Annotated in this window: 23 protein-coding genes; 22 read left to right on the plus strand and 1 reads right to left on the minus strand. The window is 71.6% G+C overall.

From position 1 onward, the window contains the following. Positions 1 to 45 precede the first annotated feature (45 nt). From CG747_RS12620 to CG747_RS12715, 21 genes are all read left to right on the plus strand, one after another. Positions 46 to 423, plus strand: coding sequence for a hypothetical protein (locus CG747_RS12620; RefSeq protein WP_257980369.1), 378 nt, complete (start codon positions 46 to 48; stop codon positions 421 to 423). Next, entirely contained in the window at positions 420 to 791 is a 372-nt protein-coding gene (locus CG747_RS12625; protein ID WP_100601788.1) for a hypothetical protein, read from the plus strand. The genes CG747_RS12620 and CG747_RS12625 overlap by 4 nt, the downstream gene beginning before the upstream one ends. Next, positions 788 to 1,864, plus strand: a complete 1,077-nt coding sequence (locus CG747_RS12630; protein WP_257980370.1) for an ERF family protein — start codon at positions 788 to 790, stop codon at positions 1,862 to 1,864. Before CG747_RS12625 ends, CG747_RS12630 begins: the two co-directional genes overlap by 4 nt. Further along, positions 1,861 to 2,415, plus strand: a complete 555-nt coding sequence (locus CG747_RS12635; RefSeq protein WP_100601789.1) for a hypothetical protein — start codon at positions 1,861 to 1,863, stop codon at positions 2,413 to 2,415. The genes CG747_RS12630 and CG747_RS12635 overlap by 4 nt, the downstream gene beginning before the upstream one ends. Next, the gene (locus CG747_RS12640) at positions 2,412 to 3,041 is read left to right on the plus strand and encodes a hypothetical protein (RefSeq protein WP_257980371.1); all 630 of its coding nucleotides are present in this window, start codon (positions 2,412 to 2,414) and stop codon (positions 3,039 to 3,041) included. Before CG747_RS12635 ends, CG747_RS12640 begins: the two co-directional genes overlap by 4 nt. Positions 3,042 to 3,111: 70 nt before the next feature. Then, a complete protein-coding gene (locus tag CG747_RS12645) occupies positions 3,112 to 4,065 on the plus strand; it encodes a mucin-2 (RefSeq protein WP_100601791.1) in 954 nt (317 codons plus the stop codon). After that, a complete protein-coding gene (locus tag CG747_RS12650) occupies positions 4,062 to 4,757 on the plus strand; it encodes a cell surface glycoprotein (protein ID WP_100601792.1) in 696 nt (231 codons plus the stop codon). Before CG747_RS12645 ends, CG747_RS12650 begins: the two co-directional genes overlap by 4 nt. After that, positions 4,754 to 4,924 carry a hypothetical protein gene (locus CG747_RS47935; RefSeq protein ID WP_180985501.1) on the plus strand — a complete coding sequence of 57 codons (171 nt, stop codon included), beginning with the start codon at positions 4,754 to 4,756 and terminating at the stop codon, positions 4,922 to 4,924. The genes CG747_RS12650 and CG747_RS47935 overlap by 4 nt, the downstream gene beginning before the upstream one ends. A gap of 131 nt (positions 4,925 to 5,055) precedes the next feature. After that, positions 5,056 to 5,571, plus strand: coding sequence for an HNH endonuclease signature motif containing protein (locus CG747_RS12655; protein WP_100601793.1), 516 nt, complete (start codon positions 5,056 to 5,058; stop codon positions 5,569 to 5,571). 2 nt (positions 5,572 to 5,573) lie between these two features. Beyond that, positions 5,574 to 6,038 carry a single-stranded DNA-binding protein gene (locus tag CG747_RS12660; RefSeq protein ID WP_100601794.1) on the plus strand — a complete coding sequence of 155 codons (465 nt, stop codon included), beginning with the start codon at positions 5,574 to 5,576 and terminating at the stop codon, positions 6,036 to 6,038. 79 nt (positions 6,039 to 6,117) lie between these two features. After that, positions 6,118 to 6,555: a hypothetical protein gene (locus CG747_RS12665; protein WP_100601795.1), complete on the plus strand. Its 438-nt coding sequence runs from the start codon at positions 6,118 to 6,120 to the stop codon at positions 6,553 to 6,555. Between the two features lie 93 nt (positions 6,556 to 6,648). Further along, positions 6,649 to 7,053: a hypothetical protein gene (locus CG747_RS12670; RefSeq protein ID WP_180985502.1), complete on the plus strand. Its 405-nt coding sequence runs from the start codon at positions 6,649 to 6,651 to the stop codon at positions 7,051 to 7,053. Continuing rightward, positions 7,050 to 7,346 (plus strand): hypothetical protein, encoded by a 297-nt coding sequence (locus tag CG747_RS12675; protein ID WP_100601796.1) that lies wholly within the window; start codon positions 7,050 to 7,052, stop codon positions 7,344 to 7,346. The genes CG747_RS12670 and CG747_RS12675 overlap by 4 nt, the downstream gene beginning before the upstream one ends. A gap of 18 nt (positions 7,347 to 7,364) precedes the next feature. Further along, positions 7,365 to 8,180, plus strand: a complete 816-nt coding sequence (locus CG747_RS12680) for a hypothetical protein (RefSeq protein WP_100601797.1) — start codon at positions 7,365 to 7,367, stop codon at positions 8,178 to 8,180. Positions 8,181 to 8,341: 161 nt separating this feature from the next. Then, positions 8,342 to 9,232 carry a hypothetical protein gene (locus CG747_RS12685; RefSeq protein ID WP_100601798.1) on the plus strand — a complete coding sequence of 297 codons (891 nt, stop codon included), beginning with the start codon at positions 8,342 to 8,344 and terminating at the stop codon, positions 9,230 to 9,232. Positions 9,233 to 9,315: 83 nt separating this feature from the next. Further along, complete coding sequence (locus tag CG747_RS12690; RefSeq protein ID WP_100601799.1) at positions 9,316 to 9,930, plus strand: hypothetical protein; 615 nt, start codon at positions 9,316 to 9,318, stop codon at positions 9,928 to 9,930. 78 nt (positions 9,931 to 10,008) lie between these two features. Next, positions 10,009 to 10,302, plus strand: coding sequence for a hypothetical protein (locus tag CG747_RS12695; RefSeq protein WP_100601800.1), 294 nt, complete (start codon positions 10,009 to 10,011; stop codon positions 10,300 to 10,302). A gap of 144 nt (positions 10,303 to 10,446) precedes the next feature. Next, positions 10,447 to 10,713: a DUF6207 family protein gene (locus CG747_RS12700; RefSeq protein WP_146022070.1), complete on the plus strand. Its 267-nt coding sequence runs from the start codon at positions 10,447 to 10,449 to the stop codon at positions 10,711 to 10,713. A gap of 150 nt (positions 10,714 to 10,863) precedes the next feature. Then, positions 10,864 to 11,316: a hypothetical protein gene (locus CG747_RS12705; RefSeq protein WP_100601802.1), complete on the plus strand. Its 453-nt coding sequence runs from the start codon at positions 10,864 to 10,866 to the stop codon at positions 11,314 to 11,316. Between the two features lie 63 nt (positions 11,317 to 11,379). Beyond that, entirely contained in the window at positions 11,380 to 11,910 is a 531-nt protein-coding gene (locus CG747_RS12710) for a helix-turn-helix domain-containing protein (RefSeq protein WP_180985503.1), read from the plus strand. A gap of 4 nt (positions 11,911 to 11,914) precedes the next feature. Then, on the plus strand, positions 11,915 to 13,162 hold the full coding sequence (locus CG747_RS12715) for a PBSX family phage terminase large subunit (RefSeq protein WP_100601804.1): 1,248 nt from the start codon (positions 11,915 to 11,917) through the stop codon (positions 13,160 to 13,162). On the opposite strand, the gene CG747_RS12720 is transcribed toward CG747_RS12715, so the two are convergent. After that, positions 13,131 to 13,568 carry a hypothetical protein gene (locus tag CG747_RS12720; RefSeq protein WP_146022071.1) on the minus strand — a complete coding sequence of 146 codons (438 nt, stop codon included), beginning with the start codon at positions 13,566 to 13,568 and terminating at the stop codon, positions 13,131 to 13,133. The two genes, CG747_RS12715 and CG747_RS12720, sit on opposite strands and share 32 nt — an antisense overlap. A 49-nt stretch (positions 13,569 to 13,617) precedes the next feature. Between CG747_RS12720 and CG747_RS12725 the strand changes: the two genes are divergently transcribed. Next, complete coding sequence (locus tag CG747_RS12725) at positions 13,618 to 15,102, plus strand: phage portal protein (protein ID WP_100601806.1); 1,485 nt, start codon at positions 13,618 to 13,620, stop codon at positions 15,100 to 15,102. Positions 15,103 to 15,233 lie beyond the last annotated feature (131 nt).

Consider the following 15,233-nt stretch of genomic DNA (forward strand, 5'->3'; position numbering starts at 1 on the left):
GACCCGGACGGCCCGCCACGACCGCCGCTCAGAGAGGCACCGATCGTGAACAAGCCCCAGACTACCGCCCGTTCGTTACGCGCCGCCCTCGCCATACAGGGCGCCCGCACCGGCCGCCGCTTCCTTGCCCGCCGCGCCGTGATCGCCCGGCAGCTCGACGCCATCGCGCCCGGCACGGTCCACGTGCGGACCGTCCCCGTGCACACCGACCGCGACGGCGAGCGCCGCCTCGCGACGTGGGTTGTCCTCGACGACGCCCTCGGCCTTCCGATCCGGGCCGACCGGGACGCGCACCGCGCCGCCCGCGGCCTGCTGCGCCGGGCGTTCCCGGCCGCCGACTGGACGCGCCCCCTCGCCTATGACGCCGCCACCGGCGGCCTCGACTACGACGAGCCGACCATGCCCGAGGAGCTGACCAAGTGATCCGTCCCCAGCTCGCCGCCGACGGCCGCACGGTCCGTCTGCCGATCGCCGACCGCGTCGAGCCCCTGCTCGACGCCCTCGCCGTCGCCTACGCCGAGGCACCCGACGACCTCGGTGCCCTGCTCGTCCACCACGCCGAGAACGTCGCCGCTGTCGACCACGCGATCTATGGGCACGACGTGCCCGAGTACGAGCGGGCCATGCGCGCCGCCACCGCGGACGGGAGCCGCGAGGCCCTGCTCGCCGAGGCGGCCGTCGCTGGCCTCGACGACCTGCTCGACCCCGACTCGGCGATCAGCTTCGCCGACCGCATCACCCGACTCGCCGCTCATATCCGCCACCGCACGAACCGGAGCCCGCGCCCGTGACCGTCACCACCTTGCCCACCCGCCTCGCCGAGCAGCACGTCGCCCCGGCGCCGGTCGGCGCGCCGGAAGTTGTCTACGTTCCGGCCCCGGCCGGCACCCCCGCGGACGCCCCCCGTGTGTTCGCCGCGATCAGCGCCGTGATGCGCGACGCGATGCCCGTGGGGAAGAACCAGCGCAACGAGCAGCAGAACTACGCCTTCCGCGGCATCGATGACGTCATGTCGGCCATGGCCGGTCCGCTGCGGGCGCACGGGGTGTTCATCCTTCCGTCGATCGCCGAGCACGCGCAGCAGCGTGACGGGAAGATGACCCGAACCGTGATCACCATGCGGTACCGGGTATACGGACCGGCCGGTGACTGCCTGGTTGCCGACGTGCCGGGCGAGGCGTTCGACTACGCCGACAAGTCCACCAACAAGGCCCAGTCCGCCGCCCTCAAGTACCTGCTCTTCACGCTGTTCATGCTGCCTGTGGACGGCCGCAGCATCGACGACGGCGACCGTCACCACCCGGAGCCGACGCCCGAGCAGCGCACCGAGCAGCGGCAGCAGGGCCGCCGCCAGCAGAGTGGGCAGGGACAGCAGCAGCGCGGCCCGCGCCCGGCCCGACAGGCGGGTCCGCAGCAGGCGCCGGCCGGGCCGCGCCGCGACTACCTCGCCGAGGCCCAAGGGGCGCAGAGCGCCGAGGCGTTCGACAAGGTGCGTGCCGACGCCGTCGCCGCCGGGGCTCCGGAGGACTACCTCGCTCGCCTCGACCAGGTCGCCGCGCAGAAGCGGGCCGCCGCGCAGCCGGGCGAGCAGCGTCGGGGCCCGATCGCCGACGCCCCGCGCCGAGCGATGCAGTGGACCAAGGGCGCGCCGGCCGCCGAGCAGCCGGTCGACCAGGACCAGGAGAAGGCCGCCGCCCTGGGCGAGGTGTACGACGCCGCCCGCGCCGCCGGCCTCGCCGACCGGGCCGAGGCCGACGAGACGTTCGCCAACCGTCACCAGTGCCAGCCGGCCGAGGGCACCGTCGGGCAGCTGCGGGAGATGCGCGATGACCTGCTCGACGCCGCGAAGGGGGCGAGCGCATGAGTGCCGAGCAGCCGGTCGAGTCGTTGCGCGACCTCGCGATCGAAGAGGCCGCCCTCGACCTGCTCGCCGCCCGTGTTGCCGCCGCCAAGAAGGACGTCCGGGCCCGCACACAGAGGGCACTCGACGCCGCGGCGGCGCGCGACGGTGTCGAGCGGATCGCCGCCATCCTGCCCAGTGGCGAGCAGGTCGCCACGATCTCGCTCCGTAAGGGCGAGACGGGCCCGGTAGTCGTCGACGAGGAAGCCCTCGCTCTGTGGGTGCGCCGGACGTGGCCCGACCAGGAGTGGACCGAGACCCGCATCGTGCGGACCGTCAAGCCGTGGAAGCTTGCCGAGTTGGTCGCCGAGATGAAGGCCGTGAGCGCCGCGAAGGTCGCCGACAAGACGACCGGTGAAGTGCACGACGTGCCGGGCGTCGTCATCAAGCCCACCCGTGCCCGAACCCATGCCCTTACGTGGCGCGAGGGCGGGAAGGACGCGACGGCCGAGGCGTGGCGTACGGGTGCCCTCGCGCATCAGCTCGCCGCGATCACCGCGGGGGGTGCGGAATGACTGGTGCGACCGCCATCAGCGTGGACCACACGCGCCGTCTGCTCGACGCCCCACCGGTCGAGCCTGTACCCGAGCAACTCGCCGTGGTCGACGCACCCGCGCCGCCGGTGCCGCCGGCCGCGTCTGTCCCGGCCGGCCTCGCAGCGGCGTTCGCCAAGCGCACCCGCGAGACCGCCGACGGACACCTCGCGTGGACCAGTCGCCCGACCAAGGGCGGGGGCCGCTTCCGGCATCAGGGACGCGACTACACGGCGTTTCAGGCCGCGTTCATCCTGGGGCATGGCCGCCTGCCCATGGGCAGCGTCCGGCCGTCGTGCGGCGTGCCGACGTGCTGCTCGCCCGCCCATGTCGACGACCAGACGACCAGGCAGCGCGACCGTGCCGCCCTCGCCGCGATCACGGGAATGCAGCACCGGACACCGGCGTGCGACCACGACCAGGCCGCACACGGCCGGCACCGCGCCGACGGCCGCCGGTACTGCAACGCGTGCAACAACCCGCCGGCGGACGGTTGCGCCCACGGGAACCCGCGGTGCGGCGCACAACCTGTGCGCCCCTATCCCTGCGGGCCGCGCCGCGACGACCACCAACCGGCCCGCACCCGCCCCTACTCCACCGCCGCTTGACCGGCCCGGCAGCGAGGACGCGCTACCAACGCCCTCGCCGCCGGCGCCCCTTCCCAAGGAGCACCACCGCATGACGTGGTTCAAGGTCGACGACACCGCCCACGCGCACCCCAAGCTGTTGAAGGCCGGGAACGCCTCTCTCGGCCTGTGGGTCCGGGCAGGTGCGTACGCCGCCCAGCACCTCACCGAGGGAGTCATCCCCGGCGTGGTCGCCCAGCTGTACGGCACCGCACCCCAGGCCCGAAAGCTGGTCGCGTCCGGCCTGTGGCACGCGGCCGGCCACGACTGCACCCGGTGCAAGCAGCCGCCCGCCGGCGACTACGTGATGCACGACTTCCTGACCTACAACCCGACCCGCGCACGCGTCGAGGACGACCGAGCCAAGGCCGCCGACCGGCAGCAGCGAGCCCGCGAGAAGGCCGCCGCTCAGCGGAACCAGGAGCGAAATCCCATCGATTCGTCTGCGAATCGTCCGCGAAACGACGACGAATCGTCGGCCGAAAATCACGAAAGCTCCGCGAATCAGATCGAGTTTCCGGAAGACATCGCAGGTCAGGGCGCCCCGTCACAGCGTGACGGTATGGACCCGTCACGGTCCCCCCGACCCGACCCGTCCCGTCCCTCTGTACCTCCTACGGAGGTACAGCAAGCTAGCTACAGCTCGACGCCCGCCGTGCCCCCAAACCTGACGCCGTTGCGCGACGCGCTCACCGCGGCCGGCGTCGTCGTCGAGTGGTCCCTCGCCGAGGCCGAGTGGTTCCGCCTCGAAGCGATCGTGAAGCGCACCGCCGTGCCCGCCCTGGTCGACCACGCCCGCGAGCAGTGGCGCCACGCCCGCAGCCGACCCCGCAGCGTGCGCTACTTCCTGCCCGGCTGGACCGCGCTCCCCCCGGTGGCCGCCGGCGCCCCGACCTCGCCCGGTGCCGACGTGATCCCTCTCGACGCCGCCCGCCCCGGCCGCGTCGCCCGCGCCGTCGACCTGTTCGCCGCCGCACTCAACTCGCCGAAGGAGACCGCCCGATGACCCGCGAACAAGTCGCCGCCCTGCTCGCCTACGCCGTGCGCCTCGACCCGCGCAGCGCGCCCACCGACCAGGCCGCCGCCGGCGAAACCCTCGACAGTTGGGCAGACCTGCTGTCCGACGTGCCGCCGACCGCCCCGCACCCCAACGGGCAGCACTGGGACGCCGCACAGGTCGTCCGCCACCACATCGCGACCAGCCCCTACCCGATCAAGCCGTCGGATGTGTCCCGTCCGTGGTGGGACTTCCACCGCGACGTCATTGACCGCCACCACGACCCGGTGCCCGCCGTCGACCCGGACGACGCCGCGGCGTACCGCGCCGCGCTGGCCGCCGGCCGGCACGCCGTCGCCACCGGCGCCGCCCCGGCCGCCACGTTCCGCGAGTTGACCGGCGGCACCCGCGAGGAGCGCGACCAGGCCGCCGCCGAACGCCTCGCCGCCCTCGGCGACTACGTGCCCAGGACCGTGCGCGATGCCCTCGCCCCGTACCGGCCACGCCAGGCCGAGCGGGAACGCCTCGCCATCGAGGGACTGCCCGACGCACTCGACGTGCCGTGCCCCTACGACCAGTGCCGCGCCGCCGTCGGTGCCCCGTGCGTCAACTACCGCCGCATCCCTCGCCGCGACGCGCACCCGACCCGCCTCGACCGCGCCACCGCCCGTCACTACGCACCCCAGGAGCCGGCCGCATGATTCCCGCCGCCGCCCGCGCCGCCGTGCGCGCCGCCGTCGAGGAAACCCTCGGCGCCGCCGATACGCGCGCCAGGGACATGGCCGAGCAGGTCGTCGAGGAACTGACCGCCGCGGGATGGACGATCACCCTCGACGACGCCGAGAACGACCGCCCAGCAGCCGCGTAGCGCCTCGCCAGGGGGGGCGGGAATCGAACAGCCTGCGCCGCCCCTTTTGCGCTATCTTCCATCCGTGGATGGCTTGGGCCACCCACGGAAAGAACATTGGGAACGACCTATATCCAGCAGGAGGTACGTCCATGGGCCAGCCCATTCCAACCGAGCGGTTCACCGCTAAGGTGCGCACCTCCGGCCCCTGGTCACTCCGCCGGCACTGCCCCGGCCCCTGCCACCTGTGGACCGGCGCCACCAACGAGCGCGGCTACGGCGCCTTTTGGATCGAGGGCCGCACCGTCAAGGCCCACCGCTACGCCTACGAGCAGCACGTCGGCCCCATACCCGCCGGCCTCGAAATCGACCACCGGTGCCGCCGCCGCGAATGCGTCAACCCGGCCCACCTCGACGCCGTCACGCACCGCGTGAACATCCTCCGCTCGACGAACCACGTCGCCGCCCGCGCCGCCGTCACGCACTGCCCCGCCGGCCACGCGTACGACCAGGCGAACACCATCCGCGCGAAGAACGGAACGAGGAAGTGCCGGGCGTGCAAGAACGCCGCCGCCCGCACAGCACGCGCCCGTGCCCGCGAGAACCGCCTCGCCGCCGTCGAGCCCATCCGACCCCGTACCGCCCCCACCCTCGAAAGGGCCGCATAGCCATGAGTGGCGAGACCACCATCACCATGACCGGCAACGTCGTTGCCGACCCCGAACTGAGGTTCACCCCCAGCGGCGCCGCCGTCTGCAACTTCCGCATGGCCAACACCCCCCGGAAGTTCAACCGGCAGACCAACGAATGGGAGGACGGCGAGCCCCTGTTCCTCGCCGTCGCCGTGTGGCGCCAGCAGGCCGAGCACGTCGCCGAATCCATCACCCGCGGCATGCGCGTCATCGTCACCGGCCGACTCACCCAGCGCCAATACGAAGACCGCGAAGGCAAGACCCGGTCCTCGTACGAGATCCAGGCCGACGAGGTCGCCCCCTCTCTGCTCCGCGCCACCGCCACCGTCACCAAGGCCAACGGCAACAACGGCGGCGCCCAGCAGCCCCAGGAACGCCCCTACAGCCAGCCCCAGGCCGACCAGTGGTCGACCCAGTTCAGCGACCAGCCGCCGCCGTTCTAGACCGTCCGCGCGACCGGTCGCAGGCCGGCCCGCGCGCAGGAACACCCCTTCCCACCCACACGACCCGAACGGACACACCATGACCGAGCAGTGCCGCACCGCCGAGTCCGCCCACGGCCGCCAGTGCCTCGACGGCGAAGGACACGATGGCGAGCACGACTATGAGCGCACCGCGGCGACCGAGTCTGCTCCGGCCGCCGAGGCGCCGACGCTCGCCGCGATCATCAGCGCCAACGTCCGCGTGCTGCGCCGGCGCCACCGCTGGACTCAGGCCGAGGCCGGCCAGCACTGGGGCGAGATCACCGGCCGGCCGATGAACGCCGCCACGTGGAGCGTCGCCGAGCGCGCCGGGGGCCGAGCGTGGGCCGCCGACGATCTCGCCGTCGCCGCCGCCCTGTTCGGCCTCTCCCCCGCCGGCCTGCTCACCCCGATCGGCGCCTGTGAGCAGTGCGGCGACCAGCCGCCGGCCGGCTTCATCTGCTCGACGTGCGGCACCGAGGCCCCACGCAAGGCGTAGCCAGCCGCCCCAAGGCCCCACCAACGACGCGGTGTTCACCGTCACCACCGTGAGCACCGCGTCGCCCCCGCCCCGCACCGACAGGAGCCCCCCTTGACCAGCGCCCCCGCACCCCACCGTCCGGCCGGCCTCGACGCCCTGCTCGACCACATCACCGCCCAACTCGACCCCGAGCAGCCGCCGGCCGCCGACTGGGTCGCCGACGTGCGCGCCGCCCTCGCGTTCAACGCGGCCGAGCCCGACACCGCCCTCGCGACGCTGCGCGACGTCCTACTCGACGACGCCCCGCGCACCCCCGAGCAGGCCCTCGCCGCCGCCTACGTCCTGCTCGCCGCCCACACCCGCAACCTCGCCGCACTCGCCAAGCAGCACGCCGACGACTACCGCGCCGAGCACGGCGTCACACGCAGCACCCGCGGCTCGATCACCGGCATGCGCAGCGTGCATCGGATGCTCGACAAGCACGCCGCGCGCCTCGACGAGCGGGCCCAGCGATGAGCCGCCGCACCGACCGCGCCGCCGCCCGCACCGCACGCCGCGACTCCCTGCTCGTACTGCTCTCCCGCGCCCAGCGGGGCGTAGTGCTCACCGCGGCCGAGGCCGCCCTACTGCGCGCCCACGTCGAGGCCGAGGTCGCCGACGCCGACCGGTACCGGCGCGAGGCCGGCGGACAACAGGCCGCCGTCCGACGCGAGCAGCAGCGCACCCGCGCCGCCGAGGCCGCCATCGAGGAGGCCGAGCAGCGCGCCGCCGAGGCCGAGCAGCAACTCGCCGCCCTCGCCCAGCACTGAGCACCAGGAGCAGCCACCATGACAACCACCGCCCCCACCTCGCCGCGCGCCCACCGCGCCGCCGTCGACCTCGCCGCCGTCCGTGAGGCGTGGGGCGACCTGCTCGCCGCCATCGAACGCCGGCCGGCCGCCGAGTGGCCGCCGCGCGAGGCCCGCGGATTCCTCGACCAGCTCGCCGCCGACGAGCACCACGTCGAGGACGACGCCGTACCGGCCGAGCCCACCTTCGGCCGGCTCCCCCTGGTGCTGCGCGAGCACCCCGCCCCGCTCAACCTGTCCGCCCTCGACGCCGCGATCGAAGTCGAGCGCGCCCTGTTCGACCTCGCCGACCAGGTCGCCGAGCAGGTACAGCGACCCATCCGGACGACCCGCGACGCTCACGGCCACATCACCACCGACCAGGCCGACGCCGCCGACCCCGCCCGCTGGCGCTACCAGGCCCCAACCTCCCCCGGCAGCAGGGCTTTCGGTCTGCACTGGGCCGCCGTGTGGATCGAGGGGCGCGCCGAAGACGAGCCGCACGGCGATCTGTTCGCACCGACGCCGCCGCGACTGCTCGACCAGATCGCCGACACCGCGCACCGGGCGCGGCGGGCCGTCGAGCGGACCCTCGGCCGCGACCGGACGACTGCCCTCGACGACCCGTGCCCCTGGTGCGCCGGGCAGCTCGCCGGCCACACCCGGCCGGACGGCGAACCGGTCGTGACCTGCTCGACTGGCGAAGCATGCGCCGCCCCCGTCGACCTCGCCGGCCGTCGGCGGGTGTGGCGGGGCGTCGACCTGGTCGGCCTGTGGGTGGCCCTCGACGGGCGCCGACGGGGTGCCGCCGCGTAGCAGCGTCCAGCCGAACATCCCATGGGGGTACCGCAGTTGAGCGGTGCCCCCTTTTGTGATCCAGCTTGTCAAACCACTTGTGAAGCAACATGACAAGTGGCTACAGTGGGGACCACGCCGGACCTCACCCGGCACCCACCAACCCAAGGGAGCAACCCCCGATGAACACGCGAATCACCAAGACCACCGAGGAATCCGTCGACAGCCTGACGTTCACCGAGCAGGCCGGCGTCAGGTACGCCGTGATCGGCAAGGGCAAGCGCGTGCACTACTCGCCGAGCAACGACGACGGCCTTTGTGGTCGCGCCATCACTGCGTACCTTGACGTCGAGGACGCCGCCGCCCTGTTCGACAAGGGATACGAGCTGTGCGCGACCTGCCACCGCGCCGCCGAGAAGCGCGCCGAGGCCCGCCGCCTCGCCGACGCCTCCCCCCTCGCCGCCGCTGCCGTCCAGGTTGCCGAGACCGTCGAGGCCGTCGACGCCGAGGCCGAAGCCACCGCCCGGAAGCTCACGCCCAAGATGCGCGCCGTTCTGCCCGCCGTCGCTGCCGCCGGATCTTGGCCCACTACCGCCGGGCTCGCTGAACTGCCCAAGGGCGTAACACACCCGAGCCTCCAAGCTCTGATCCGGCGCGACCTAGTGGAGAAGTTCGAGACCGGCGAGACCGGCGAGACCGGCACCAACTTCCAAGGTCAGCCGTACAAGGCCAAGCGCTACCGCATCTCCCCCAAGGGGCAGGCAGCACTCCACGTACTCACCGACACCCGCGAGGCCACCGCCGAGGTCGACCAGCTTGCCGACGACGTTGCTACCTGTGGCGTCGAGGTTGACGCCCTTACCGAGCGGCGCGTCGTCGAGGGCGTTGTCGTTGCGCACGCCGGCACGGCCGAGGGCAGCACGCCGAGCAACGCCTCGCACCCCGACGTCACCGCCGCCCGCGCCGCCCTCGACGGCACGTGGCGCGGCGGCTGGATCGCCAACACGCCCCCGGCCGACACCGTGCTGTTCGACCTCGGCCCGGACGTCGAACAAGGCGCGCTGTTCGCCTAACCCCCGCGCCGAGTAGGCACCCCCGACCGGCCCACCCTCAACCGAGGGCGGGCCCCGACCCACACCGACAGGAACAACACCACGTGACCACCAACGATCCACCCGAAAGCCCGGCCGAGCAGGGCAAGGCCCTCGCCAAACACAACCGCCGCGCAACAGCCCGGCAGGGACTCCAGCCCACCCCGGCAACGCAGCGATTCACCGAGGCGATGCTCGCGATCTTCAACGAGTTCGAGCACAACCGCCGCGCCGAGATCATCGCGGCCGGCGGCGACCCCGCCGACGACCGCGACCCGCTCGAATACGTGCGCGTGATCGCCGAGCAGTACGAGCGCCACCAAGACCCCCAAGAGCGTCAGGCGTTCATCAACAGCGTGGCTGACGACCTCGACCTCGACGACGTGCGTGCACTGCGCGTCGCCGGCGAGGCTGCCGTCGCTGCCACACCCGAACTGATCATGCGCAACGTAGGCCGCGGCATGAAGCCACCGCAGATCGCCGAGGAAATCGGCCTCACGCCCTCACGCGTGTACGACCTCATCCGCAAGGAGCGGCAGCGGGCCGCCCACGAAAAGAACACGATCACTGCGGCCGAGCCATCCGCCGACGAAGATCGCGCCAGCACTCACGACGACGCTGCCGGCCGCCGCCGTTGGGCGCGGGAGTACCGCAGGCAGCAAAACGGCGACACTCCGTAGCTCAGACAGCAGCGCGGGCCCGGTCCGGCGACCTCACCGCCATACGGGCCCGACTAACCAGATGGGAGCAACCCCCACATGGCCACCACCCACCCTACCGAGCGGCCGAACGCCGGCTCGAACCTCCCGCCCGCCGTCGGCCGCCCCTTGTCCGTGCGCATCCTCGACGAGGGCATGTACGACGATCTGCGCGTGATCATGCAGACCGGCTGCGACGCCTCCACCGCCGTCCGACAAGCGCTGCTCATCCTGGCGAACGTGTACTACGAGACGTGGGCCCGCGGGCACTACCCGGCCGGCGTCGCCCCCGTGATCACCGGGGCGACCATGGAGCCGTACCGGGCCGTCCGACAGGCTGACCAGGCCGTATGACGCAAGCGCGCCCCCCTGTATGACACGGCGGGGCGCGCCGTACGACCGGTCGAGCAGGGCGTCGCACGCACGCGTGCGGAACACGGTCGGGTGAATCCGGTCCGTCCGACGAACCGCCGGGGCGCGTCCGGCGTGCCCATCACCATGACTGACACCGCACCATGGGCCGGCCCCGGAATCGTCCGCGTAGACATCACCGCCGCCGACCGCGCCACGGCCCGCGTCGCCGCCGCCCGCATCGCTGCCCTGTGGGAGTCGACGGGCGGCGAGCGTGGCCAACTCGCCGAGGACGCGACCAGCGCCAGCCTGTACGCCAACATCACCCGACCGCCCGTGCCGCGCCGGACGCTCGCGGTTCGCCGGCCGCACGTGCGGATGCCCGTTGCGCGCCGTTACCGATCCGTGATCTAATCGGCGGCGTCTCCGGCATGCCCGGAAGCAGCCACCCCGAACGCCCCGTCGTCTCCCCCGCGACGGGGCGTTCGCTTGTGCCCGTACAACCATTCACGGAGCGCACACGTCTCCACCACGGATTGCACACCAACCGTGGGGGGACCACCCGTGAAGAACCGCGCCACCGCCGCCCTTACTGTCGTCGCCGCGCTTGCAGCACTCACCGCATGCAACAACAGCGACGCCACCCCAACCAAGAGCGCGAGCAAGCCCACCACCGACCGCCTCACCGCTATGAGCGTCGCGAAGCAGCTCGCGGAGGCCACCGGTGTCACGACCCTCGGAAACCCCACCGACAACACCGCCTCATGCTCGAACAAGGCGATCGGGAAGACGCCGAGCAAGAACGACTGCGCGCAGCTCATCACCACCAACACCGTCAGCGTGTACGAGTTCGAGTCGCCCGCAGTATCGGCTCACTGGATCAAGACCATGAAGGGGTGGCAGCAGGCCGACCGCTTCGCCCTCGGATACTCCGCACGCAACCAGTCGGCCACGTCGAACGAGCGGCGCGCCGAGCTGCTGTCGCACCTCAAGAAGTTGGTTGCGGCCGAGAATTAGCGCACCCTGCCCCGGCCCGGTTGCCCAACGGCGCCGGGCCGTTCGCATGCCCGGGAGGTGACCGTGCCCGACCCGATCACCGACCAAGACCGCGAGCAGGTTCGCCGCCTGCACGCCGCCGGTCAGTCCCGGAACGCCATCGCACGCGCCATTGGGCGCAGCAGCTCGACCGTGTCGAAGATCGCCCGCGATGAAGGGCTTCGGTTCGAGGGAGGGGCGCGGGTTGCTCCGGCCACCGCAGCACGGCAGCTTGACCTCGCCGAGCAGCGCCGGCAGCTTGTCGGCCGCCTGTACGTCCGTGCCTCCGCCAACCTCGACCGCGTCGAGGCTCCGACCTATACCCGCGCCGAGCTGCTGCCGAACGGCCGCACCGTCCGCGTGATCTCCGACGAGCCGCCCGCCCAGGATGAGCGCCACCACTCCCAAGCGATCAGCTCATACCTGACGAGCGCCGCGCGGCTCGCGGAGATCGACGCCGGCACCGGTACGGGCGAGGTCCGTTCCATGCTCACCGACCTTGCCCGCGGCCTGCGCGCCGCGTTCGCCGACGCCGACCAGGCCGAGACGGACCACGTGGCCGACACCGGGGGGTGAGCCTGTGCTCGACTCCCTACCGCTGTCCCGGAAACAGCTCCAGTCCATCGCGCAGGCCACCGCCCGTATCTGCCTGTGGCACGGTGCGGTGCGCTCCGGCAAGACCGTCGCTTCGCTGCTGGCGTTCATCCTGGCCGTGGCCGAGGCGCCCGCATCGGGACTGATCGTGATCTGCGGCCGGTCGCTCCAGACCATCGAACGCAACTGCCTCGAACCCCTCGCCGACGAAGCGCTGTTCGGGCCCGCCGCCCGGCAGGTACGGCACACCCGCGGCGCGACCACGGCCGTCATCCTCGGCCGCACCGTGCACCTGATCGGCGCGGCCGACGCCCGCGCCGAGGGCCGCCTGCGCGGCCTGACTGCATGCCTTGCGTACGCCGACGAGGCGACGCTGCTCCCCGAAGGGTTCTGGACGCAGCTCCTTGCCCGCCTGTCCGTCCCCGGAGCCCGCCTGCTCGCCACCACGAACCCCGACTCACCGCGCCACTGGTTGAAGGTTAGCTACCTCGACCGTGCCGCCGAACTGAACTTGAGAGCCTGGCACTTCCGCCTGTCCGACAACCCGAGCTTGTCATCCGTCTACGTCGCCGACCTCGCCGCCGAGTACGTCGGCCTTTGGAAACGTCGCATGATTGACGGCGCGTGGGTTGTCGCCGAGGGCGCCATCTACGACATGTGGGACGAGCAGCGACACGTCGTCACCGAACTCCCCGACATGCGGCGGTACTGGTGCGGAATCGACTACGGCACCACCAACCCGTTCGCCGGGGTCCTGCTCGGCGAAGGAGTCGACGGCCGGCTGTACGTCGCCGCGGAGTGGCGACACGACTCCCGCGCCACGCACCGCAGCATGACTGACGCGCAGTACAGCGCCGCCGTCCGGACGTGGCTCGACGACCTCGGCATTACGCCAGAGTGGACGTTCATCGACCCGAGCGCAGCGTCGTTCTCAACGCAGATGTGGCAGGACGGACACCCCGGCCTCGCCCGCGCCTCGAACGCCGTCGCCGACGGCATCCGGTCCGTGTCGAGCCTGCTCGCCGCCGGCCGTCTGCTCGTACACCAGTCGTGCGAGGGACTGCTGGCCGAACTGCCCGGCTACAGCTGGGATCCGAAAGCTACCGAGCGCGGCGTTGACGCACCGCTGAAGGTCGACGACCACAGCACCGATGCGCTGCGCTACGCCGTCCACTCAACGGCGCACGAGTGGCGCCCCCTGCTCACCAATACAGACGGCTTTGCGGGACCTTGATCGTCCGCCCCGCATCCCACCTCCACAGAATCCAAGTGGCCTTGAGCCAGCCGATCGCAAAAACGATGGAAAACAGGAAGGCAAGGGCCACGAACACCTTCGCGATTGCGATTACCTCAACAACCCCCAACACGCCGAAAACTGCCACAAACACCCCCATAACCAGACAGAAGCGCCGCCGCCAACGCGTGAACTTCACATACTGGAAAGTGTGGCGCTGGTCTTTGTCGCGCTGGACTTCCTCCTCTTCGAGGATGCGGCGCTGACGCTCTTCCCAACGACGCTGTGTCTCCGTCATTGGCGCAGCCGATGAGTTGATCACCACGTCGCGCATGGAACCGGACTGCACGACGGGCCCCTTGGCGTTGCCACTCATCTCATTGCGCACATAAGGCCGTTCAGTCATGTCATGGAAGATACGACGCTTCCGCAAGTGATCACCATTGGAGGGCCCCATGCCCCTGCCGGAGATCGGCGCACCTTGGCCGCCCCCGCAGTGGGCGCCGTACTACCGCGCGATGCGCGTCGATGACGCGTGGTACAGCGGCGACCGACGGCGCCTGGCCCGCACCTACACCCACCACCCGCAGCGGGCAGAGCGCCGCCGCCTGTGGGGTCGACGGTCGGTCGAGCACCACGTCGACCGTCGCGACAACCGGCTACACATACCGCTCGCCGGCGACATCGCGTCGACCTCGGCCGACCTGCTGTTCGCAGACATGCCGGCGATCACCGTCGAGGACGCCGCCACGCAAGCGCGCCTTGAGCAGCTGCTCGACGAAGGCCGCGCGCAACAGGTGTTCCTGGGCGCCGCCGAGCAGGCCGCCGCCCTGTCCGGTGTCTTCCTCCGAGCCACGTGGGACCGCGAATTGGCCGACCGGCCGCTGTTGACCGTCATGCAGCCGGACGGGGCCGTGCCCGAATTCCGGTTCGGCATGCTGCGCGCCGTGAACTTCTGGCGCGAGCTGGACGGCTCGACCGAGTCGACCGTGTGGCGCCATTTCGAGCGCCACGAATCCGGCCGCATCGTGCACGCCCTGTACGAGGGCACCGTCGGCACCGTCGGACGGCGGGTTCCGCTCACCGAGCACGCCGACACCACCGACCTGGTCGACTCCCTCGACCCCGAGGGCGACGGCGACACCATCGCGACCGGAATTCGTGACCTCACGGCCGCGTACGTCCCCAACATGCTGCCGAACCGGCTGCACCGCGGAGCGCCGATCGGGCGCAGCGACTACGCCGCCCCGATACATGACCTGTTCGACTCCCTCGACGAGACGTGGACGAGTTGGATGCGCGACATTCGCCTCGCTCGCGCACGGCTCATCGTGCCGGACGGCTACATGCGCAACGACGGCCCCGGCCAGGGAGCGTCATGGGACGACGACCGCGAGGTCTGGCACAGCCTGAGAATCCCGCCGACCGACGGGGCCGGCGGTATCACCCTGGCTCAGTTCGCTATCCGGGTCGAGGAGCACAGTCGCACGGCCGAGGCGATCACACGGCAGGCTGCGCAGGCCGCCGGATACAGCGCGCAGTCGTTCGGCCTCGACGGTGACGGGCAGCCCGCCACCGCGACCGAGGTCGACAGCCGCGATGCCCGTTCCATGGTGACCCGCCGGAAGAAGGCCGGTTACTGGCGGCACGCGGTCGCCGACATGTGCCATGTCCTGTTGCAGTTGGACGCCGTGCAGTTCGGGCAGCAGCACGTTCCCGCACGTCCCCGTGTGGAGTTCGGCGACGGGGTGGCCGAGTCGCAGCAGGCCACCGCGACCACGCTCGACCTGCTCAACCGTGCCGGCGCCGTCAGCACCGCGACGAAGGTGAAGATCCTCAACCCCGGATGGGACGACACCGCGGTACAGGCCGAGGTCGACGCGATCCTCGCCGAGACAGGGGCAGTGGCCCCCGATCCGGTTACAGGCTTTCCCCTCTAACGTTTTCGCCCTGCGCGAACAAGGCGCGAACCCTAATGGCTTTTCAGTAAACAGGTAGCCATGCCACGACGGTTACGACGTCCAGTTCCCCGAATTCCCCTACAAACTCACAATCGCCGCATCGAGAAAGC

Source organism: Streptomyces sp. CB02959 (assembly GCF_002803155.1).
GTDB lineage: Bacteria > Actinomycetota > Actinomycetes > Streptomycetales > Streptomycetaceae > Streptomyces.